The 21,882-nt window shown below is 55.2% G+C and carries 16 protein-coding genes; 8 read left to right on the top strand and 8 right to left on the bottom strand.

Annotated elements, in window-relative coordinates; all coding sequences use genetic code 11:
* Positions 1–8: 8 nt before the first annotated feature.
* From ACP7E3_RS28900 to ACP7E3_RS28880, 5 genes are read right to left on the bottom strand one after another with little or no spacing between them, the layout of a single operon-like run.
* Positions 9–2,249, bottom strand: a complete 2,241-nt coding sequence (locus ACP7E3_RS28900) for a hypothetical protein (RefSeq protein ID WP_009682475.1) — start codon at positions 2,247–2,249, stop codon at positions 9–11.
* Between the two features lie 10 nt (positions 2,250–2,259).
* On the bottom strand, positions 2,260–3,543 hold the full coding sequence (dnaG, locus tag ACP7E3_RS28895) for a DNA primase (RefSeq protein ID WP_009682476.1): 1,284 nt from the start codon (positions 3,541–3,543) through the stop codon (positions 2,260–2,262).
* 9 nt (positions 3,544–3,552) lie between these two features.
* Positions 3,553–4,542 (bottom strand): DsbC family protein, encoded by a 990-nt coding sequence (locus ACP7E3_RS28890; RefSeq protein ID WP_009682477.1) that lies wholly within the window; start codon positions 4,540–4,542, stop codon positions 3,553–3,555.
* Positions 4,539–5,672, bottom strand: coding sequence for a hypothetical protein (locus ACP7E3_RS28885; RefSeq protein ID WP_009682478.1), 1,134 nt, complete (start codon positions 5,670–5,672; stop codon positions 4,539–4,541). Before ACP7E3_RS28885 ends, ACP7E3_RS28890 begins: the two co-directional genes overlap by 4 nt.
* A gap of 8 nt (positions 5,673–5,680) precedes the next feature.
* On the bottom strand, positions 5,681–6,097 hold the full coding sequence (locus ACP7E3_RS28880) for a lytic transglycosylase domain-containing protein (RefSeq protein WP_023662967.1): 417 nt from the start codon (positions 6,095–6,097) through the stop codon (positions 5,681–5,683).
* Positions 6,098–6,235: 138 nt separating this feature from the next.
* Here ACP7E3_RS28880 and ACP7E3_RS28875 point away from each other — a divergent pair, with 138 nt between their 5' ends.
* From ACP7E3_RS28875 to ACP7E3_RS28840, 8 genes are all read left to right on the top strand, one after another.
* Complete coding sequence (locus ACP7E3_RS28875) at positions 6,236–8,764, top strand: type IA DNA topoisomerase (RefSeq protein ID WP_009682480.1); 2,529 nt, start codon at positions 6,236–6,238, stop codon at positions 8,762–8,764.
* Positions 8,765–9,178, top strand: coding sequence for a hypothetical protein (locus ACP7E3_RS28870; RefSeq protein WP_009682481.1), 414 nt, complete (start codon positions 8,765–8,767; stop codon positions 9,176–9,178).
* The gene (locus ACP7E3_RS28865; protein WP_009682482.1) at positions 9,175–9,543 is read left to right on the top strand and encodes a hypothetical protein; all 369 of its coding nucleotides are present in this window, start codon (positions 9,175–9,177) and stop codon (positions 9,541–9,543) included. Before ACP7E3_RS28870 ends, ACP7E3_RS28865 begins: the two co-directional genes overlap by 4 nt.
* A gap of 8 nt (positions 9,544–9,551) precedes the next feature.
* Positions 9,552–9,935 (top strand): hypothetical protein, encoded by a 384-nt coding sequence (locus tag ACP7E3_RS28860; RefSeq protein ID WP_009682483.1) that lies wholly within the window; start codon positions 9,552–9,554, stop codon positions 9,933–9,935.
* The gene (locus ACP7E3_RS28855) at positions 9,928–10,371 is read left to right on the top strand and encodes a hypothetical protein (protein ID WP_197884355.1); all 444 of its coding nucleotides are present in this window, start codon (positions 9,928–9,930) and stop codon (positions 10,369–10,371) included. Before ACP7E3_RS28860 ends, ACP7E3_RS28855 begins: the two co-directional genes overlap by 8 nt.
* Before the next feature lie 75 nt (positions 10,372–10,446).
* Entirely contained in the window at positions 10,447–11,898 is a 1,452-nt protein-coding gene (locus ACP7E3_RS28850) for a zeta toxin family protein (protein WP_228393789.1), read from the top strand.
* Positions 11,899–12,133: 235 nt separating this feature from the next.
* The gene (locus ACP7E3_RS28845; RefSeq protein WP_009682487.1) at positions 12,134–12,439 is read left to right on the top strand and encodes a hypothetical protein; all 306 of its coding nucleotides are present in this window, start codon (positions 12,134–12,136) and stop codon (positions 12,437–12,439) included.
* Positions 12,440–12,537: 98 nt separating this feature from the next.
* On the top strand, positions 12,538–17,553 hold the full coding sequence (locus ACP7E3_RS28840) for a DEAD/DEAH box helicase family protein (RefSeq protein ID WP_023662969.1): 5,016 nt from the start codon (positions 12,538–12,540) through the stop codon (positions 17,551–17,553).
* 54 nt (positions 17,554–17,607) lie between these two features.
* Here the strand turns inward: ACP7E3_RS28840 and ACP7E3_RS28835 are convergent, their stop codons facing one another.
* From ACP7E3_RS28835 to ACP7E3_RS28825, 3 genes are all read right to left on the bottom strand, one after another.
* Positions 17,608–17,994, bottom strand: coding sequence for a hypothetical protein (locus ACP7E3_RS28835; RefSeq protein ID WP_023662970.1), 387 nt, complete (start codon positions 17,992–17,994; stop codon positions 17,608–17,610).
* A gap of 87 nt (positions 17,995–18,081) precedes the next feature.
* Positions 18,082–18,591, bottom strand: coding sequence for a hypothetical protein (locus tag ACP7E3_RS28830; protein WP_009682495.1), 510 nt, complete (start codon positions 18,589–18,591; stop codon positions 18,082–18,084).
* A 35-nt stretch (positions 18,592–18,626) separates the two neighbouring features.
* Positions 18,627–21,743 carry an LPD7 domain-containing protein gene (locus ACP7E3_RS28825; protein WP_009682496.1) on the bottom strand — a complete coding sequence of 1,039 codons (3,117 nt, stop codon included), beginning with the start codon at positions 21,741–21,743 and terminating at the stop codon, positions 18,627–18,629.
* Positions 21,744–21,882 lie beyond the last annotated feature (139 nt).

The following is a 21,882-nucleotide window of genomic DNA, read 5'->3' as shown; positions in this document are numbered from 1 at the left end:
AAAACTCCTTAGTCGTCGAAGGCTTCTTCGGGTATCTCTAGATCATCCCCTTCATCACCCAGCAACTCCTCGAATTCGTCTTCATCACGAACCTGGTGGTAATAGCCGGAGAGCCCTTTCGCCTCTGCAGCGTGTACTGCTTTTCGAGCAGCTTGGAACAACACAATGCCGCGTTGTTCAGGGCTCACTTCAAACCGGGTAATAGTGTCCATGTGAGCTGCCGTTGCCACAATTTCATCGAGAACCGGATCATCCAGCTTTGGATAGTAGGCGGATTCGACTCTGCGCAACTGGGCAGTTACGTAATCGACTGAATGGTGATCGGTTATGCTGATCTTTTCGGCGCTGTGAGGTAGCCGCGAATATTCTGGTCGCTCAATTTGAAGGAACCGGTTGATACGTGCCGACAGTTTGCTAGTTTTTTTGTGCTCATCCGGGATGTAGAAACTGGAGCTCGGAACAACGCTATCTTTGAAGATGACCATGCCTTCGCCGGCTTGGAGCTTTTTCAAATCAGGCAGCTCGATCTTGTTACGTTTCTCAATATTGGCTCCCGCTTGAGCGCGGAAAGAGGACTGCATGGCACCGGAGCTTTCATCGTAGCCACCCAGGACACTGTAATACCCTTCACCGCCAGCCTTGCGGATGAAGTCGTAGGTGTCCTCAGGGTCTTCCAATGCGAGCACCCACTTAACCTTGGTATTGGCCAGCATCGAAGCAGCTTCGTCAGCTGCCTCGCCACGTTTCAGACCTTGCATGTCTTGAACTGCCGCAACCATCATGAAGCCCAGACTACGAGCCTGTGCGAACATTACAGCGATCCCTGCAGCAAAGTAGTAAGCCAGCTCATCACTGATGATGAGGTAGGGGTTGGGCGCATTGGTCGCTTTTGTGTCGAGCACCTGCTCTTTCGTCCCCTCCAGTTTGTAACCGAGGTTCTGTGCCATCATCAACCGAATGGACGAGATATAGAGCTTGCCCAGCGATGCCGCTTCGGAGGCTGATTTCTCCAGGCTCGGGATCATCACCACAAGCAGCCTATCGTTAAGCAACACATCCATCATGTCGATTTCCGGATACTTGTCGCTGAACACGTGCGAGTAGGTATCCATCATCATCGAGAAAATTCGCGAGAATTGACCAGTCAAATAGCCATGCTGGTTAAATACCTCCGCGTCCCATTTAGAAGGATCGTCCACCAAGTCGGGGTTGAAGCCCGGCAGGCCGGTCTCAAAGTACGCTTTGATAGGCAGGTAGGCAGTCTCGGGAATCAGTCCCTGCTGGCCTTCTTTGTATAGCTCGACCAGATTCTTCAGCGCGAGATAATGCCGGAAGGTAGCAACGGAAATTTCAATTTCGCCCCTGGCGCGTTTGTAGCAGAGCGTCCTGATCACTGCGTCGACCATGTTGATCGCTTTTTCTTGCCACTTCGCACCATCGCCACTGGCCGCAGGCAGCAGCGACGCCAAGAGCTGCAGCAAAAAGTCGGCAGCACCGTCACCAAAGGGATTCAGCGAGTTCGACTGCGCTCTAAAGTCCGAGGTCCACTCTTTTCCATTCTCGCGTGCCACCATGCTATCGAATGGGTCCATACCCCCGGTCAAATAGTTGAGGATCAAGAAGTCATCTTCACGGCCTAGGCGCCTGGCAAGCGACCACAGGCAAAATGCTAGGTTGGAGTCTGCTTTGCCGTCTGCGTAGCAAGCTCCCGATCCCCAGCAAAGTGCGTTGAAGAACAGCGCCATGAGAGTTTCACTTTTTCCACTGCCGGTGGTTCCAGGAATCCACATATGCGTACGGCAGTCGGAGTTGTTGAGCCAAAGTTCTCGACCTTCGTCTTCACTCCTTGCAATGCCCTCGGCGTTTGGCGTACGCAAATACCCCAGATACATGATGCCACCAGCAGCAAGGAGCTTGCGAAACGTCCGAGAGCTTTTAAATAAGCCCCACAAGGTTTTTTGTTCGACCAGTTCTTCGTAATAATCAGTTCGATCTTTACCACCGATGTCTTTTGGCATGCGCAATGGCATTCGAAAACGCTGATCATTGAAGGACATAACCATCATGCACATGATCAGTATCCAAACAGGCCACGCGGCAGGTTGATAGATCATCAACCCAATAAGTGCGAGCATCGCCAGCTTGAAGTTATTTGGCCGATGAAGTGAGACCATAAATCGGGTCCAAGCTGACCGGGTGTCTCTGGACAAGCGTCCAGCTTGGATCTCGTGTTGAGAATCGATAGCCATTAATCGTCTCCTACGCGCTCAAGGTAATGCCAATAGCGCGTTCAAATTGCAAGCTAAGCGCTTTTTTGAAGAGAGCCGCATCGCGAATACGGGCTATGACAGCCCGACCGCGCTCCGCTGCTTTAACCTGGGATTCGGGGATCTCGATATCCAGACGGTGCTTAACAAAATCGGTCAGAAAACGGCTGAGCGGTTGCGCTTGGTTCAGCATCTCAATCCAATATTCGAGACCGTTTTCTCGCAGGACACTGTCCGGGTCGGTACCTTCTGGAAGGAATAAGAATTGAGCATTTTTCCCATCGCACATTTCTTCCAAAACAACCGCAGAGGATCTTAAAGCCGCTTTTCGTCCCGCTTTATCGCCATCGAAGGCGAATGTAACGGTATCTGCGTTTTGAAAGAGCCTACGCATTTGCACATTGGTAAGGGACGTGCCCATGGGAGCAACTGCCCGCGAATCACCAGCCTGGTGGAGGCTCAACACATCGAAAAAGCCTTCGACCACCACCGCATGTCTGTCAGCGCGGATGAATTGGCGGGCGATGTTGAAGGCATACAGCTCCTCGCCTTTATGAAAAAGTTTCGTCTCTGGCGAGTTAATGTATTTAGGCGTTCGGTCAGGGCTCTCAATAACAGATCGGCCAGCAAAGCCAACCAGGGCCCCGCCGTGGTCGTGAATCGGGATCATTATCCGGCTTCGAAATCTGTCAAATAACCGGCCATCTTCGGCTTCACATACCAGACCACAATCAATCAGGATCTGCCGGTCGTGGCGCTTCAGCAGGAGATCTGCAATACCAGTACCTACGGTGCCTAAACCGTATTTACCGATCGTCTCGGAACTCAACCCTCGCTGTTGAGTCAGGTAGCCATATGACTTTGCATTCCTCTGAATGCCTCCGGCATAGAGGGTTTGGGCATCCTTGAGGGCTCGGTACATGGCTGCCAACTCTGCATTCCGGGCTTGATCTGCCGCAGTATCCTGGCAGGGCTCAGGGAGTTGGATGCCCGAAAACTCGGCAACCGCTGCAACGGCATCAGGGAAGGGCAGGTGGTGATGGTCCATCATCCACGTGATAGCGTCACCCTTCGCGTCACATCCATAGCAGCGGTAGAAATTACGCTCTGGGGAAACACTAAACGACGGCGTTTTTTCTTTGTGGAAGGGGCAACAAGCGCTAAAGTTTTTGCCCGATTTCTTCAGTGTAATGTCACGCGATATCAACCCTACCAAATCCGCTGCTTGGCGGACTCGGTCGAGAAACTCGTCACTGTATCTAACGTACTTCCCCATGGGCGATCCCTACTGAGCCTGCGTCTGTTCCAGCCACTGGGCAATAGCTGCCGCTTGGTTGGGAAGGGTGAGCGGCGTCTGCGCGCCCTGCTGGTTGATCACTGTTGGGGTGCCCAGGAACTGCAGTTTTCTGAAGACTTGGTCATTGGCCCGAACATGGGTAAGGCCTTCCTCGCATACAGGCCCATCGATCGGCCGCCCCTTGGCGATGGCTTTCCACATCGAGGCGCGCTGCTCGATCGGAGCGCAAAGCATCTGTGCGATAGGCTTGGCTGAGCCTTCACCACCGATCACCGATACAGGGAAGATCTCAACGGTATGATCCGCGGCGAGCTGCTCGAGCTCAGGCTCGAATTTCTGGCAATGAGGGCAAGAAGGATCAGAGAAGACGTAGACAGTCCCTTTAGCCCCTTCGGATAGCTTCACTGAATACTTGCCGGTAGCCACCCCGGCCTTGATCGCCTCGCGGACAATTTTCGGGTCTGTTGGTTTGGGAAGGCCGGGGATGTTAGAGAGGTCTGGGGCAGGCTGTTGGAATGTCTGTGGGTTCTGTGGGGCAAATGTCGGGGTAGGGGTCTGTGGTGTTTGGAGACCGCTTCCCGAACCATACTGCGCCTCGGTAGGCGCCTGCAGCCCGGTCAGTTTTGCCGCAAACATGTTCAGGCCGAGGGCAAAAATGATTGCGAAAGCGGGGATAACTCCCCACTTTACGATCCCTTTGGCCCGGGAGGTCCAGCGCCGGCGCAATCCATGCGAAACAATAGCGCTCTGGAGTGCATCAAAGGCGTCAGTAGCCAGTTGTTCGGTGCCAAAGGACTCGAGAACGACCTGCTCCAGCTTCCCGCCAAATGCGCTGGTCACGAGGATCTGCTTACCCTCACGCTTCAGAGACAGCCCGCGCTCCAAGGGCAACAACGATACACTCCGTTCTTCACCAGTCGAGCCGAAGTGAATGTGAAGGGTGTTGTCGTATTGACGAATCTTGTCTCGGTTCTTCATTGGATATCTCCAGTATTGAGGTCGACGAGACCAAGCTTGGCCAGATACTTTTCAACCCCGTCGATTGCATCTTCGATAAATGGCTCGGTTAATCTATAACCCGTGTCATCGGCGTAACTTTCCCAGTGGGTCTGCGTGTAAACTGCTCCCGCTTCTATAAGCGGAGCTTTACGCTTACCTAAATTCAGCGCGTAAAACAAAGGGCGGTCCATCCCTTTCAACCAACGAAACTGAGACGATGGCAATTTTCCCAAATTACTAGCTTGCTGGTGCATGGCATAAAGCATTGTTCTAGGGTAGGGGTGTTTATCAAGAAAAGTTTGAGCTTCCGGGTGTATGGCATACTTCTTGAAAGCATCGTCAGCCAAGCTCAAATCGGGGTAGCCCTTTTTTCCCTCAAAGGTGTTGTGGTGGCATGAACGATTCAGAGCGTCCAGCAGCTCCTGGGCCTTTTTCATATCGCGCCCATCCGATAACAGCCTGGCGCCGAACACTGCAAACAGGGCTCGCTCGGTAGGACTCAGCTCATTCAGGCTTTTGATCCGGCTACCCAAGTCTTTCACCAGCAGCTCCCGGCAGCGCTCCCGGTCGAGCCGTCGGTTGACGATGAGGCCACGCTGCAGAGCCCATTCTTCGGGATGGATCGCGCTGCGATGCTCCTCAGGATCTTCATTCAAAAGCAGCGTGTGCGGATCGCCGTAATACAAGGACGGGATGATTGCGGGCGAATGGTTAGACATCACCCATGGCAGCGTTTCTACTGTGATAACTCGGCGAGTTTTGTTAGCCGCGTGCCGATGCGCCGCACGAAATCCACGTAGCGCTAATATGACGGGGATGAAAATGAAAAAGTACCCGGAAATATTGAGCAGACGCAGCAAGTCAGCAAACTTTACTTGCGAGGGGTTCATCGCAAGCTGGGCCGCTTCGTATCGCCACAGGCGAATTTGATCTGGCATAAATGACCAATCAAACACACCAAGTTGGTGCCAAGCCCATTTCAACCCCCAGTAGCTGATCGTGCCGTGCCAGCGAGACCAGCACATCCAGCCAAACACAACAGGAAGTGCGATCATCACCAACCACACAACTCCCATACCATCAGACTCACCCTGGTTATGGCGCGCCATATTCCCTCCTAGAATCTCAATGAGTTGTTATATACGCGCTGTATATAGGGATATTTGAATTTCGGAGTTCTTGAGTGGTAGTGCCCAACACCGTCCCAAAAACTCCCACCGGCCTGATTAATTTCGTACCGCAGGATGTAAGCGCCGGCCCTTGCCGCCCAGCAGAAATCGCTCGTGATGAGTTCGGGCGGGACGCCGAACTCGCTTTGCAGGCGGTTTGCCCAAACCGTGTTGATCTGGAAGGGCCCGTGATCGACCGTCCCGTTCTTGTTCACGCTCTTCAACGGTTCACCGCTGCCGCTCTCGGTAAGCCATACAGCGATTAGGCCACGCAATGGCAGGCTGTAATCCCGAGCAGCCTGCACCATGCAGGCAGGTACCAGGTCTTGGGCGACATCAGGCGGTGGAGCGGGAATTGGAACCATTAGGCAATCCTTCCGTAATAACCCGTGATGGTTTATGATTTTCCGTATGATAGCTATTCTACGGAATCAAGGCAAGGCAAACCATACCAGTCGCTGGGTAGGTCCAGACGGCTCCAGACTTAAGGGTAAGGAGGGTTGATGGAAAAAATTCTTTGGATCGCTGAGAAAGAATCCCAGCTATCGCAGGGTGTATTCCCTGTGCTCAATGGACACTCTTCTGATCGTGGGGCAGGCTGGACGAAACATGGTAACGACTGGTGCGTATGGCTGGATGGACATGCCTTCCAACAGGCGACGCCTGATGACTATTTGCCGGACGATCTGCCTACTACCGGCAAGGGTCGGAAAATTTGGCGGATGGAAGATCTGCCAATTATTCCACCAGAACAACAATGGAAAATTCTGCCTGATCCTCGCAAACGGCCCCGGCTCAGCAAGCTGAAAGAGCTTCTGGCCTGGTGTGACGTTGTGTACCACCTTGGCGATCCGGATAGCGAGGGACAAAGTCTGGTCGACGAGGCGCTTGAGTACTATCGCTGCCGCAAGCCTGTTAAACGGGTGTTGATCAACGACTACAACCCCAGCAAGGTCCGCGAAGCACTCGCCAATATGCGTGACAACTCTGACCCGCTGTTCAGTGGATGGCGGTTGTGGGGGCTTGCTCGGAGCCGTTATGACTGGCTTTTGGGCATGAACGGTACAAGGGCGATGACCCTTCGAGGGCGCGACATGGGCCACCAAGGATTGCTGCCCGTTGGTAGCGTGCAAAGCCCTCTGCTGTACGTCGTCCGCGAGCGGGACCGAGCGATCGAGTCTTTCAAGCCTGTCCCTTATCAAGACATCACTGCCGTTTTCACAGCCGAAGCTGGGATTTCAATCCGCGGCCGCTGGATGCCACAGGATGACCAGGCTGGCCTGGATGAATCCGGTCGCCTGGTCGACGAAGGGGTTGCTAAATCCCTCCTTGCACGCCTGCAGGATGGTGTGCCCGGGGAAGCCTCAGTCATCGAGCACTCGGTCACCGACAAGAAGAAGGAGCCCCCACTTCCCTTGTCCATGAATGAATTGCAAATGGAAGGTTTCAGCCGCTTCGGCTACACCGGTGACGAGGTAATGGAGGCCGCGCAAAAGCTCTACGACACCTACAAGGTCATGACATATCCTCGTACCGATGTGCGCTTCCTTTCTGAAGCCCATCATGCCGAGGCGCCCTGCGTGATCGCCGGCATCATACAGCTGCGGCCAGATCTGCAGGCCATTGCTCGTGAGCTGGACCCATACCGCAAATCAGCAGCCTTCAATGATGCGAAAATGCGTACTCCCACGGGGGAACCCACCCCGCATCACGGCATCATCCCTTCAATCCCGGAAAATCCAGTCAATGTGGCTGACTGGTCGGAGCCTGAGCGGAACGTGTACGACATGGTGGTGCGGGCGTATCTTGCCCAGTTTGCAGCCGATTACCGGTATCGGTCGATGGTGTTGCGCATTCGCGTTCAGGTTGGTGAGGTGTTCGCCGCAACTGGTGTCTGCCCAACCGAGCAAGGTTGGAAAGCTGTTTACAAGGAACCCCCACCGCTGGATGGTGCGCCCGCCGAAGATGAAGGGCCCGAGGGTGAACTCCCTAATGTGCAGATCGGCGATCTGTTGCAGTGGCTGGAAGTAAGTGCAACAGGCAAGGTGACTACTGCGCCACCGCGCTTTGACGACAACATGCTCCTCGATGCAATGAAAAACTTGCATCGATACGTAGACGATGTGGAGTTGAAAAAGCGGCTCAAAGAGGGTGAGGGGATAGGTACTACTGCCACTCGTGCAGGCATCATCGCCGACATGAAGCGACGTAGCCTGTTTGTGCCGGCGGGGGGAAAGGGCAAAAAGCTCATGACCAGCCCTGAAGCCAGGAGCTTGATTGACGCTCTGCCCATGCGCGTTAAAGACCCCGCACAAGCCGGTGCCTTCAAGCGCTCGCTGGATCAAGTCGCTGATGGAGCGATGAGCCTGAGCGACTTCATGCGCTACGCCGAGGAATTCGTTCGTGACGTTGTAGCCACGGCCAAGGACGCCTCTATCACGCCCCTCCCGCCCGCAGCTGGCGAAGGCGTTCCCTGTCCTAACTGCAAGAGCGCATTGCAAAACCGGGGCAAGCGTACCGTATGTTCCAGCTGCGAGTTCGTGCTTTGGCACGAGGTATCAGGAAAGACTCTCACTCCAGGCCAGGTCGAACTGTTGTTGGTGAAGGGTGAAACACCTGTCATCAAGGGCTTCGTGAGTCGTCAAAAGCAGTCCAAGTTTTCCGCGAAGCTGAGGCTGGACACCGGCACAGGAAAAACGACGTTCGTGTTCGACTCAGCACCCAGCACCCCAGATCGTCCAGCTCCAGCTGTGCCGGCGATGTCGTCCAACAAGCTTGAGTGCCCACGCTGCTCAGGTGAGATTGCAGCGGTACCAGGTCACTTTGAATGCAAAGCGTGCCAGTTCAAAGTCGGTGCAGTGATCGCCAGTAGGCCGCTGAGTGCTTCTGAAGCGGATGCGCTGTTCAAGAGCGGGATTACGGAGAAGCTCTCTGGATTTCTCAACCGTGAAAAGCGCCCATTCACCGCTTACCTCAAACTCAACCGGGATAGCTGGAAAGTCGAATTCGACTTCGGCAAGAAGGTGGGCTGAATGATCACCGATTTCCTGAACGAACATGACCGGCAGCTGCTGGCCCACGAAAAGGGTTTCCAGGATCTGGTGCTGCAGCACATGCGAGCGCTACCTGCGCTGGAGTGGATGAGGTTCAGAACCATCGCCCGGGACAATAGCGCTTGGGGAGATGCCGCCGCGCGAAGCCTCTACAAACACGAGGAGGTGCTGCACGCATCACTCAACCTGCCAACGTTGGGTTTGGGCGACTTGCCCAAATCCTATGCCGCCGGGTCCAGCGTCATAGGCCAGCTCGGGGGACAACCCGTGCTCTATTTTGAGGGCACTGGCTATTACGCATGGGCCATGGCTCCCGAAACATCGTCAATCCTCGAGGCTTCAATCACTTATCCAGCCTACCCGCCAGGGTGGGCTGAAGGAGATCGTTCATGATTCGCCGCACATTGCCGATCCTGCTGATGATCCTATTGGCTGGCTGCAACCAGGAGTCAGGGGCATCAAAAGAGCCTGGCGAACACAGGGAAGTTATCCAGGGGATGCACACCCAATTTATTAAAGTCACCGAGGGTCAGAATCAGTGGTATGAGATGGCCATTTCGGTAGACGACAGCAATACGTTCCGCATGCCAGTGTTCTTTGCTGAGGACGGAAAATTGGTTCGTGTCGATGACAAGCAAGCTCGCAAGCTGTTTGATCGGTGGCTCAAAGAACGAGCCAAAGGGATAGCAGCGTTCAGTTCAGTAGACGAGCAGGTTGGCTTCAAAGGGCCATTCCTGGCGCTCGACGTCAAACGGTAGGGAATCAAATGTTCAACGAGACTGAAATGAAGGTCGTCCCGGCCTACTTCGCCAAAAATCCTGCAGGAATGTCGGTGCCATTTATCGTCTCCCTGATGCTGGTGGATGCGGATCACAAACCTGCTTTGCCGCCGTCGGTTGAGACCTCCATCGATCGCACGGCAGGTATCACAGGCGCGGAGGGGGTGGCATTGGCGAACGTCTATGACACCGATGATTTACGTGCCTTGGCGGTCAATAGCATCAACCGAGCCCATGGCCTTAAAGAGTTGGCCATCGTGCTGTTCCGCTGCCAAAGCGCGCCTACTGCGGAACAACTGATGACCGTGTTGAATGACTGCTTCGAGCTGTCCTTGGTCAAAGACATCGCCGCAAGGGGAAGCGATGAATAATCGAATCATGCGGTTATTTGTAGGTGCTTTGAGTGCCTTAGTGGGCCTGGCCATGGCGATCAACTCTCGACTCAATGAACTCAGTACCACAGCCGATTGGCTTCAGTCTGCGATATTTTTGATACTTGGCCTCGCCTTGATCACCAAGGCCTTCACACCAAAAAAGAAGGACAATTCCATGCCGGCACAGTGGACGGATCACCAGCTTGCGGCCTTTGAAGCCGCGATGGAAACCATTGGCAACATGATCGCCCTCAAAGCTCGCGACATTCACAACGAGCGCAGCAAGGACGAACCGAACCAGGCCCTGATTGATCAGCTGAGGGCCGAGCAAGCTGAGCTCGTAGTCGAGCGCTCCCGGCTTCGCATTGACGACAATTTGGCGGTAGCGCACGCAATAGAGCGCTACGGGCCGATTGTCAAAGCTTCGGTTTGAAGGGGATACCTCATGGCATCTCCCGATCACGTTGGCCTTACCGTTGCTCAGGCCCAGGCGATAGTGGATCGATTCATGGCCGAATATCGTGGTCACATAGGTGTGACTGCTATTATCAAGGCCACGCAGGAGGAAATTTATGGACCCGACGCCGCAAGAGAAAAAATCGGATACCGAATTGACGCAGCCTACCACCCAGCAAGAGCCATCTTTACCCTTGCCGCTTCCAATATGGGTGATGAAGGGGCCGTGCGACGAGCGCTGCGCCACGAGCTCCTCGGGCATTATGGGCTTAACACCTTCAATCCCGAAGAAAAGCGGGAATTCCTGGATCGCGTTCTTGAAACGCGCGGCGAACCTTCACTAGCCCATATTTGGGCGTACGTGGATCAGCACTACGCCAAACTCCCCGGCATCCATCGTGCAGAAGAGGTCTTCGCATTTGTCGCGGAGGAGGAGCGTTCATTCCTCGGAAAAGCATGGGACCGCACCCGCAATGCCCTACAAGGCATGTTGAAGGCCGTCGGACTTTCAGACGGTAGGCTTACTATCAGCGAGCTGCGCATTGAAGCTCAGGCAATCGCTGCTGGTATCAAGGAAGGACACCGACAGCAAATGACGTTTCCCAAGGACGACCAGTCGCAATTCCGACTGTCCCCCGAAGACCACGATGCCATTTTTGACGACATCGCCCTCCTGGCGCTCTCCACTACCAAACCTGTCAACCATCCAACCGCCGTTCTTCTCGGGGGACAACCTGGTGCAGGCAAGGCCGGACTCAGCAGCAAAGCACTGGATGAGTTCGGTGGTAACACCATCAAGGTTGATGCTGATGAGCTGCGCAAGCACCATCCGCAATACCTGCAGCTGATGCGGCAGAACGATCGATTGGCCGCCGATCGTACTCATCCGGACGCCGGCGCATGGTCGGTAAAGCTCACCAATTTGGCGATCAAGAATCGGCGGAATCTCTTGATCGACGGGACCATGCGGGATCCCGATAGTCTCGCCAGGCTGTGCTCTCGCCTTCACACCGCTGGCTATCGGGTCGAAGCCCGTGTATTGGCAGTAGATCCCCTCGTCAGCCGCATGAGCATTCATATGCGCTACGAGCTGCAGCGAGAAGCCAACGGATTTGGTCGTTGGTCGAATCGAGATAAGCATGATCAGGCCTACGCAGGCCTGCCTGTAACCGTCGAACGGCTAGAATCAGATAACCTAGTCCATACGCTGCAGGTGTTTAGCCGCAACGGTACCGAGTTGTATGCGCGTCGCCTCTCTGAGGTGGATTGCACTCCAGCAGCTGGCCGACTGCGCATCACTCAAGAACGCGAGCGCGTCTGGACTCCCGAGGAGATTCGCGGTTTCAGTTACAACCTGGAAGTGATCGAGGGAAAGATGCTTGTACGGCGAGCTGCCCCGAGCGAGCATGCTGAGCTGGATGGCATCCGATCGGAGTACCGTCACAAGTACCCGACCGATCTTAGCCAGGGAGATTTCCTGAAAAGGCCGAAGCCGGGCTACTAACAGTACCTTTTAAAAACAGTGAGTTAGAAACGCACATTGTCGTGTCTTCAGTAGTTTGTATAATGACTATTATACAAACTGGAATAGGAGGCGACGGCAATGCCTAGAAAACGGCGGCAGACCCCAGAGAATCAGGGGCAGATGACGTTCGATTTCGCTTTTCAAGAGACGGTAAATACCATCGAGGACCTGCAAGCCGGCCTCGATTCCGACGAAGACCAAGGAGACCGCCATTATGATCACCAACCAAACACAGCCCCTGGAAATCTCCGCACGAGTCCTGAGCCAACAGACACTCGCATCGATCCGCCAGTCGCCGTCGTTCAGTCTCCAAGGCTGGAAGATTCTGGATCGCTGGGCGCTGAACAGCCCGGAACGCCTCAAGGCGATGGAGCTTCAGGGCGAGCTGCAACTGCTCAGCCGGCTATTGGAGCAGCAAGCCCTGGAATTGACGGCCATCAACAGCCTGCCAGCGGACAGCAAGCAGGGTCTGACCGAGCACGAGATCTTGCAAATGTTGGAGATCAAAACGGACCTGTAGCCCCCTCTGACTATGCGATTACCGGTGCTGATTCACTGGGCTCTGGCGGTCCAAAATCGAAATTCCGCGATAACGTCGCTGCCATTCAACTGCTGCAGGTGCTGCACAAGGAAGGCCGTGGCGCCACCCCAGACGAACAATCCACGCTGGTCAGATATGTAGGATGGGGTGGACTGCCGCAGGCTTTCGATCATCGAAATGATGCTTGGCGTGCCGAGTACCAGGAACTGGCCTCACTGCTCAGCCAAGATGAGTACGAGAGGGCCAGGCGCTCCACCCAGGACGCGCACTACACCTCAACCACCGTAATCGACGGCATTTACGAGGGTCTGGAGCGACTAGGGTTCAAAGGTGGCAAGGTTCTGGAACCAGCTGCCGGCATTGGCAATTTCATCGGCCTGATGCCGACAGAAATGCGGAGCAACAGTCGCATCACCGCCATCGAGCTTGACCCTCTGACAGCGCAGATCGGCGCTCATCTTTATCCATCATCCACCTTCATCAATCGCGGTCTGCAGGATGTGGCTATCCCAAGCGCATACTTCGATGCCTGCGTGGCGAACCCGCCCTTCGGTTCGCAATCGTTGTATGACCCGCACCACCGCGAATTGGCTGGTTTCTCGATCCACAACTACTTCCTGGCTAAATCGCTCAATACGCTCAAACCTGGTGGTGTGATGGGAGCCGTTGTCAGTCGGTATTTCCTCGATGCCGCCAATAGCAAGGCGCGTGAACATATCGCAGATACGGCCCACTTCCTGGGCGCTATTCGTCTACCCAACACGGCGTTCAAAGAGAATGCCCTGACCGAAGTAACGACGGATATCGTGTTCTTCCAGAAGGCACTCCCCGGAGACCAACCGGAGCGCCGCTGGGTAGATGTCGGTGAAATACGAGATCGCGAATCGGGTGAGCCAATCACGATCAACCAGTATTTCATCGACAATCCCGAGCAGATGGCCGGCCGGATGGCCCTCACCGGGAAGATGCGCCGCGATGCCGCTGATTTGATGGCGGAGCCAGGCCAGGACCTGAGCGCGGCGATCAGCGCCCGACTTCAATCGTTGCCTGCAGGTGTTATCCGCACCTTCACAGGCGAGCCTCTTGATCATGAAACTGATGGCCAATTAGGTAAACCCGAGGTCGACCTGCCAGCGAATACCAAAGTGGGTTCCTACTTTGTGACCGCTGACGACCGTTTGGCCCGTCGCTTGCCAGATCAGCTTGCAGCCCACGACTACCAGTTCATTACCCCGAAAACCGAGCGGGCAGGCCAACGAATTCGCGGCATGATTGAGGTACGTGACGCTCTGCGCGCGTTGATGAATGCTGAGCAGTCCGTTGACCCTCAAGATCTGGAAACCTTGCGCGGCCGTTTGAATGGACTGTACGACAAGTACGTCCGTCGATTTGGCCACCTGAGTAGCCAAGCCAACCGCCTGGCGATGGGGGAGGATCCTGAATACCCTCTGCTCAATGCGCTTGAGAGCAACTACGATCGCGGCGTATCGGCTGACATGGCACGCAAGCACGGAGTGCCGGCGCGCAATCCCACAGCTGATAAAGCCGCAATCTTCTCGCGCCGCGTGATGAGCCCACGCGAAGAAATTCGGCACGTCGAATCCGCTAAGGATGCACTGGTTGTCAGCATGAACCAGGTGGGCCGTGTAGACCTCGAGCGCATGATCCGCTTGTGCGGTCTGAGTGAGCCTGAACTCCTTCGTGACCTGAAGGGACTTGTCTACTTCAATCCGGGCAAGGATCGCTGGGAAACAGCCGATCAGTACCTGACCGGGAACGTGAAAGCGAAACTCAGGGGAGCGCTTCGAGCCGCGGAACACGATCCAAAGTTCTTGGAGAACGTCGAGGCGCTGCGTCCGATACAGCCAGCAGACATCGAGCCGATCGACATTTCCGTGCAGCTGGGTTCGACTTGGGTACCGGCGAAAACAATCGATGATTTCGTCGTACACCTGATGGGGGATGTACGCCGGCGCATCGACTACCAGGAGGCCTTGGGCAAGTGGATGGTGAACATCTCCGAGGGGGATAACACCACCATGCGCGTCACCTGGGGCACCGAAGCGTACCCCGCAAACAAGCTGGTAGAGGCGGTTTTAACGAACCGCCCGATCCAAGTGAAAGTGGAGGTCGGAAAGGACGATCATGGCCATCCGATCATGCAGGTTGATGAAACTCAGACCGCTGCAGCCAACCAAAAGGCGGACGAGATCCGCGCTGCGTTCACCGACTGGATCTGGGAGGATCAGGATCGTCGTGAATCCCTCTCGCGACTCTACAACGATCGGTTCAACACCAATATTCCCAGCCGCTACGACGGCTCACACCTGCAGCTGCCCGGCACCTCGCTGGACATCACGCTCCGTCCGCACCAGAAGGACGCAATTTGGCGCGGAATTCAGGACGGCACAGCACTGTTCGATCACGTAGTCGGCGCCGGTAAGACGCTGGTGTGTGTCGGAACCGTGATGGAGAGCAAGCGGATGGGGCTTTTCCGAAAGCCAATGGTGTTGGTACCGAATCATCTTCTACTGCAGTGGAAGGATGCCTTCTACGACCTCTACCCTAACGCCAACGTGCTGGTTGCTGAGAAGACGGATTTCAAGAAAGAAAACCGGGAGCGACTCTTTGCCCGAATCGCTACCGGGGATTGGGATGCTGTGGTGGTGGCTCACAGCTCGTTCAAAAAAATTGGCATGCCCCCGGAGACGCTCGAGGAGCTGCTGCAGGAGCAAATCCAGGATCTCACTGACGCCATTTTGGACCTCAAGAGCAGCCAGGGCGATCGCGTGACCATCAAGGAGATGGAAAAGGCGAAAGAGCGGATGACCGAGCGACTGGAAAAGAAAGCCGACACCGGTTCTAAAGACCAGGCTGTCAGCTTTGCCGATCTGGGTGTTGACGCCTTGGTTGTAGATGAGGCGCAGGAATTCAAAAACCTGTTCATCACGACCTCGCTCAGCAGGGTATCGGGGCTGGGTAATCTGGCAGGATCGGAAAAAGCATTCGATCTTTTCGTCAAGTGTCGCTACCTGCAGCAACGGAACGACGGCCGAGGCGTGTTTCTGGCCACGGGTACCCCATTGAGCAACACGATCGCTGAGCTCTACACCGTACAACGATACCTCCAGTACGATGAAATGAAGGCCCGGGGCATCATTCATTTTGATGCCTGGGCTTCGACATTCGGCCAGGTTGTAACCGGCTGGGAGCTTGACGCTACCGGCGTCAACTACAAGCTCAACTCGCGTTTTGCAAAGTTCCAGAACGTTCCCGAGCTGACGGCGATGTATCGAACCTTCGCTGATGTAATCACACGCAAGGATCTACAGGACCAGGCCGAGGCCCGCGGTACCCGATTCCCAGTACCGAAGCTGAAAGGCGGTCGCCCGCAGAACGTGATTGTGGATCGATCGGAGGCTCAAGCTTGGTACATGGGCATTCAGCAAGAGGCGATCGACGCAGAGGGTAATCCGCTGCTTAAAGCGGATGGATCGACGTTCAAGACTTGGAACGATGGATCGATCATCCATCGCATGGAGCATTTGCCGAAAGACCCACGCCTCGACAATCCTTTGAAGATCACCAACGACGCGCGCAAAGCGGGGTTGGATTTCCGACTCATCGATCCCGGCGCTGGGGATTTCGCAGGTAGCAAAGTGAATGCGTGTGTCGATCAAGCATTCCGCATTTGGCAGGACTGGGACGACCGTAAAGGCACGCAACTGATTTTCTGTGACCTATCCACGCCAAAAGGTCCAAAACGCCCAGAACAGGCTGCTGTGAGCTCAGAGGACGAAGAAGAAGGAGAAGCCTCGATCTCTATGGACGATATTCTGGCAGGTGCCAGCTCGTTCAGCGTATACGACGACATTCGATCAAAGCTCCTCGCTCGCGGGATCCCGGCGAACCAGATTCGCTACATCCATGAGGCCAACACAGATCTGCAGAAAGCCAAGCTCTTTGCGGAGATGAATGCCGGCGAGGTCAGGATCATTCTGGGGTCAACAGCGAAGATGGGTGCCGGCATGAATGTCCAACGCCGCCTGGTCGCTCTCCACCACCTGGATGCACCATGGCGCCCAAGCGACCTGGAGCAACGCGATGGTCGCATCGAGCGGCAAGGTAACCTCTTCTATGAGATGGATCCTGACGGATTCGAGATCGAGATTCTGCGCTACGCAACGAAACAGACCTACGATAGCCGCATGTGGCAGACCATCGAATTCAAGGCAGCTGGCATCGAACAATTCCGCAAGGGGGACAGCCTCCAGCGTGTGATCGAGGATGTGGCCAGCGAGGCAGCCAACGCCGCCGAGATGAAAGCCGCGGCCACCGGTAATCCTCTGATCTTCCAGCAGGTGCAAATCGCTGCAGACCTCAAGAAGGTGGAAGCATTGTTTTCCAACTTCAAACGTGGCCAGCACTCGCTCGACAGCCGCATTGCGTGGCTGCGTGACGCCGACTCACGTGCCGATCGGGCAATCGCCCGTTGGTCAAGTGAGATCCAGCGGCGCGATGCCGGCACCAAACCTGAATTCGAGTTCTCGGCGAATGGCAGACCCTACAAAGACGCGGACAAGGAAAGACTGGCCGCGGTATTCGCCACCGCCATGAAGCGGGCCGTCGAGCGGCGGTCTGAAGACACGTTCCAGCGCGCAGAGCTTGTGCCCGTAGGAAGCTATCGAGGTTTCGAAATTCAAGTGTCATGCGAGCGGCAGAAAATCCACTTCACCGTCACCGGTCGGGACTCATACGAGCCGGACAACCTGGTGTATCGCGTTGACGACAAATTCAGCATCAGCGGGTTCATCAGCCGATTGGACAACTTCCTGGAGCGCCTGGAAGGCTGGAGGGATGAGGCCGAGTCGACGCGGGGACGCGAGCTGTCAGAGCTCAACAAAGCGATCCAAGAGAAGGCGAAGCCGTTCCTGCAGCAGACTCGGCTTGACTACCTGCGCGAGGATGCTCGGGATGTGCTTCGGGAACTGAAACTGATGCAAGCTGACGACTCCTATCAGTCGAAGTGGGAGCCAAAATCGGTCCTCCTACAAGGTTCCGCAGCTCCCGGACGGAGTAAAATGCGAGCGTAATGAAAAAGGGCGCCCATGGCGCCCTTTTTCATACTGATCATTTGCGCCCGCCATTCAGCTCTCAACAATGCGTAGCGCAGGGACGTCTACCCAAACTGCACTAAACATCCAGTGCCTGAATTCCTCAACTGTCTGCCCGCTTTTGGTCTGTAGGCGAGCAAGCAATCCCGAAAGCCGCTGCTCCAGACACCCAGCTTCTTCGTCCTCGTACTCGACATAGTCGCTGTAGGGGTCATCCGGTTCGAAAACCTTCGAGATATGTGATCGATGCAGCCAGTGGTAGTAGTCATGATCTCGCCATCCTTTTGGAAACCGAGTCGCAAGCTCACTCCAGTCGGTCAAGCTGTAATGATCGGGGTAATTGCAATCAGCATTGGATGTGAATACCCAGTACAACCTTCCGATAGCCGGATGAACCGTGCTGACAAAAACTTCGCTCATGGCCGATCCTCCTTAAGCGCCGCCGCGCCGGCCGTAACTCTTCACTCCGAAAACCAAAAGCCCGCGAATCCGCGGGCTCGATGGTTTTTATTTCCAAACCTCATTCCAATTTGTCGACGAATCGGCCGCGTCACTGGTGTGTCCGACCTCTACAGGGTTGCTGATATGCGTATCGCCGCTACCGACAACGGTGCCAAGGCCGGTATCGTTGACGCCCGTTTGATTGACAGCATCAGTTACGGCCCCGTTAACCTCGCTCATGACTCCGTTGATCTGTCCATTCACCTCGGAAATCACACCGTTTACTGAGGAGCTGGCGATCGAGCAAACCTTGTCCTTGATCATTTGCCAGATGGCAGACAGATCAGGGAAAGAGGTGGTGCTGAATATGCCGGTGATCCCCCCGACACATTTGCCCAAAATGTCTGACGATGTCTGAGCAGCCGTTTGGTTGGTGTCGGCCGCGTCCTGATCTCGAGCCAGGCCGGCCTCACCACCACGCACCGCGGCTTCTCCGCTACGGCAGGTGGCAGCATGGGCTGTCACAGCCGAGCTCATGAGCAGCACAACGAGTAACGCGCGGGTCAGTGTCTTCATACCAGTCCTCCAAGAACATTCAACGGCCAGGAGCATCAAGCTCGTGCCCGGGATTTAACAGCGGGTTGCGCCGGGCTGGGCTGTTGCTTGACGGGCTCCGTCAGAGCCTCGGGCTTTGGGGAAGCGCTTGATTTCTCCCGCTCTTTACGTTGCTCGAGGAAACCCAGCTTGCGGTGCATATCCTCATCAACGTGCTTGGTAACCTTTGCCTTGAGGATCTGGTTATCAACGTTGAAAAGCACCTCATCGAAGTAAACGGCTTTCCCGTCGCCGCGGCGATTAACCGCGTTCCCGAAGCCGATCTGCGTCCACTTCTGGTCGCTTCCATCGTTGTTCGGCTGGGACAGGGTGATAAAGTTAGGCTTGATCTCACCGGTACCTGGGTCGGGGTTACGCTCATTGATGAACGCAAGGACCTGGTGCTTCTCACCGTTGACCTTCACGTATCCCTGTAGGTAATCCCCACTGCCCTGGTACAGGAGCACTGTGGTGTCGTACTGATCGTTATCCAGCTTGGTCACACCGCGAAGGATGAGTTTCTGTCCCGTATTGCTGTCAGCGTTTGCCATACCAACCTCCTGAGGAGTGGTTGAGTCACTGGTTGAAGCGCCGGTAATGTCCCCGGGTACACCGGAGTTGCTCGACCTGCCTTGAAGGCCAGCGCCAAAGCCTTCAATCTGGGATTCGGGGGTATGCTCATCCTTGATAAAGGCTTTCGCCATGATCCAGTCGTACTCGTTCACTGGTGCCGGCACAGGACGGCCTGTTTTGTCGAACCAGTAGTACTGATCGGTCGCAGGCTCTGGCCCAAGAGCGGCCAGATCGTGCTCAAGCTCTTCCAGCGACTTGCTCCAGGTACTGATGGCCTCAGACTGATCTCGCCACCAGGCGGCGGCGTTTACCGCAACAAGGTTCTCAGCCTGTTGCAGATCGGAGTCCCCAAATGGCACTCCCTCAGTTGCCTGGAAATGTCGCTGCTCGACCGCTGCTGCAGCTAAATCCCCCAGTTCTACTTCATCAGCAGCCTGTGGAGCTTCTCCTGTACAGTCCAGAGTTCTGGACTTCTCGTACTCGGAGATAGCACCAGCAAGCACGGCGATATCCGCGCCTGGATCGTTGATCATTGGCTGGGGGATGCGCTGACCATTAAGGAAGGTTGCAGGAGCGCTCTCGAGCTTGCCCGTCCCGCACAATTCAGTGTGGATACCGGTCGGTTGCCCTTCACGGTCGAAATAGGCAATGGAGTACGTGACACCATCGACCCTTTCCGATTCGTTCACTAGACCAATTTTCGCGGTGTAGCCGTGCTTAGCAGCCTCGCTGTTCAGCAATTCCCACCTAGCTGAAGGCGTCGTATCTGAGTCATAGGGATACTGGCTGTAGCTATCCAGCGTGAACGACTCCAAAACTTCTGTCGGAATTGAATCCGTCGAGGAGCGAGGGGGGATATCTGTGCCTTGATGATTTTTCAGTGAGGCCAGATAAGCAGCATCTATCTGTTCAATTGCTTCGATGACTTCATCTGGATCCCAGCAATTCTCTAACTGGTACATCCGGTCAAACTCATTGCTGCCAGGCTCGGGCAGTGGCCCGTACTGCTTATCAGCGTCTGCCAGCAGCTCTCTAGCTATGGCGTAACCCTCTGATGCTTCCATCTGCCCGCGGAAGTGCGTATTGAGCTTGCCGAGCTCACTGTCCAGCTTGGCTTGGAACGCGGCGCGATATTTTGCCTCGGCCATGCAGCTTTCGATTGTCCGCAGTCCTTCCGGAGAGCTGTCATGCTCCCACATGACTGCCATAGCGTGATCCTCGGCCCGATACGGCAGCAAATCAGGGTAGTCATTGATATCACCTGTAGGCAGACCGATTGACTCAACGAATCTCGCATCGCGTCCAGCAACTGTGAGGGACTCAGCTGCCAACGGTTCGACTGGGGGGGCCTGCTCACGATCAGCTTTAGCAAGCAGAACGGCTTCCCACTCATTACGATGAACCGTTTTTTCTTCGTAACGCTCGACACGGCCATCGCTGCCACGTACCGGCACCTCTACCGTCACCTGCTTACGACCCAAGTTATTCAACGTGACGGTATCGCCTGCTGCGATTTCGTTCTCGCGGAACACTCGGGCCAGATCTACCCCCCAGGTAACACGCTCTTCTCCGTCGCTATTGCGCAACTTCACGTAGAAGCTTTTGCTTTGCTTCTTGTCGAAAAGATACGGCGCCGGGCCGAAATCTACGATCACACCCTCACGGGCATTCACAGGTGTAGGATCATTTGCGGCCGGTTCTGCAGGTGATGCCGTTTCTTCGCTGGAGGTGCCCACCTTCTCAGCGGTTGCCTCGGTCGGTTTCGGCGTTTCAGTTTGCGCGGCGGCTTTGTCTGGTACAGCTGCAATGGGTGGCAAGCCGAGCAGTTCGCGGCGAATAGCTTCTTGTGCGGGGTTATTGAGTTCTACCGGAACCTCATGCTTGATCAGAACCGCGATCGCCCGGCGCTTAAACTCTTCACTGCCAGTGAGCTCGATAGACCCACCGAACTTCTGTTTCGCCATGTAGAGGCCGGCGAGAATGGCCATCTCATCATCTTTTGCTTCAGCCACCATGAGGATTTGCTGCCCATGGTCGATGAAAATAGGTCTGTCATGCAGGGAATAGAGGACGCTGCCATCGCGCCGCTCCTTGTAGGTGATCTCCTTCAAGAGCTCGCTAATCTGGATTTTTGGATCCTGATCAACACTTTCTTGATCTAAATCAGGGTTTCCACGGCCAAAACCGTTACCGAATGCTTCATGCCCCCTCAAATGCGAAATAATTTCGCTGTAAAGGGCCTGGTCTAGTTCCTTTAGCAATTCCGCATATGTATCGTATGCGAAAATATTCTGATAAACGGTAGTTGCTGCTTCAGCTGTATTCTTGGCGTCAATTGAGCGCCATGACGACAGGTCTGCAGCAACCCAATGTCTGACCAACGCAGTAGGGACGGCCGCAGCCTCTTCTTCGGAAGGTTGGCTATTTAGCCAGGCTTGGTACGCCTTAGCACGACGTTCGATCGCTTCACGGGGAGAGGCCTCCGTTGCCTGCGGCGAATTCAATCGCTCGTAGACAGCTTGGCGGAACTCTTGCATCAAGGCTTCGCTTACTTCGCTCATGGCAATCCTGCCTCCTTCCGGATGGTGGGGTAGTCCGTTGCCCTGAGCCCCCCGTGGAGGGGCTGGGTAAAGTTGGGTTAAGCGCGTCGCTCTGGGCTGGACCGTGACTGCTGAAATTTCGTATTGTGTATATTATTCA

The organism is Pseudomonas sp. PSPC2-3 (assembly GCF_049898265.1).
GTDB lineage: Bacteria > Pseudomonadota > Gammaproteobacteria > Pseudomonadales > Pseudomonadaceae > Aquipseudomonas > Aquipseudomonas veronii.
Note: the sequence above shows the minus strand (reverse complement) of the source record. Positions and strands in the feature narration are given on the sequence as shown.

What these genes read in the sequence shown, in the direction of transcription:
- ACP7E3_RS28900 (WP_009682475.1), bottom strand. Translation starts at nt 2,249, where the DNA reads ATGGCTATCGATTCTCAACACGAGATCCAAGCTGGACGCTTGTCCAGA.
- dnaG (WP_009682476.1), bottom strand. Translation starts at nt 3,543, where the DNA reads ATGGGGAAGTACGTTAGATACAGTGACGAGTTTCTCGACCGAGTCCGC.
- ACP7E3_RS28890 (WP_009682477.1), bottom strand. Translation starts at nt 4,542, where the DNA reads ATGAAGAACCGAGACAAGATTCGTCAATACGACAACACCCTTCACATT.
- ACP7E3_RS28885 (WP_009682478.1), bottom strand. Translation starts at nt 5,672, where the DNA reads ATGGCGCGCCATAACCAGGGTGAGTCTGATGGTATGGGAGTTGTGTGG.
- ACP7E3_RS28880 (WP_023662967.1), bottom strand. Translation starts at nt 6,097, where the DNA reads ATGGTTCCAATTCCCGCTCCACCGCCTGATGTCGCCCAAGACCTGGTA.
- ACP7E3_RS28875 (WP_009682480.1), top strand. Translation starts at nt 6,236, where the DNA reads ATGGAAAAAATTCTTTGGATCGCTGAGAAAGAATCCCAGCTATCGCAG.
- ACP7E3_RS28870 (WP_009682481.1), top strand. Translation starts at nt 8,765, where the DNA reads ATGATCACCGATTTCCTGAACGAACATGACCGGCAGCTGCTGGCCCAC.
- ACP7E3_RS28865 (WP_009682482.1), top strand. Translation starts at nt 9,175, where the DNA reads ATGATTCGCCGCACATTGCCGATCCTGCTGATGATCCTATTGGCTGGC.
- ACP7E3_RS28860 (WP_009682483.1), top strand. Translation starts at nt 9,552, where the DNA reads ATGTTCAACGAGACTGAAATGAAGGTCGTCCCGGCCTACTTCGCCAAA.
- ACP7E3_RS28855 (WP_197884355.1), top strand. Translation starts at nt 9,928, where the DNA reads ATGAATAATCGAATCATGCGGTTATTTGTAGGTGCTTTGAGTGCCTTA.
- ACP7E3_RS28850 (WP_228393789.1), top strand. Translation starts at nt 10,447, where the DNA reads ATGGCCGAATATCGTGGTCACATAGGTGTGACTGCTATTATCAAGGCC.
- ACP7E3_RS28845 (WP_009682487.1), top strand. Translation starts at nt 12,134, where the DNA reads ATGATCACCAACCAAACACAGCCCCTGGAAATCTCCGCACGAGTCCTG.
- ACP7E3_RS28835 (WP_023662970.1), bottom strand. Translation starts at nt 17,994, where the DNA reads ATGAGCGAAGTTTTTGTCAGCACGGTTCATCCGGCTATCGGAAGGTTG.
- ACP7E3_RS28830 (WP_009682495.1), bottom strand. Translation starts at nt 18,591, where the DNA reads ATGAAGACACTGACCCGCGCGTTACTCGTTGTGCTGCTCATGAGCTCG.
- ACP7E3_RS28825 (WP_009682496.1), bottom strand. Translation starts at nt 21,743, where the DNA reads ATGAGCGAAGTAAGCGAAGCCTTGATGCAAGAGTTCCGCCAAGCTGTC.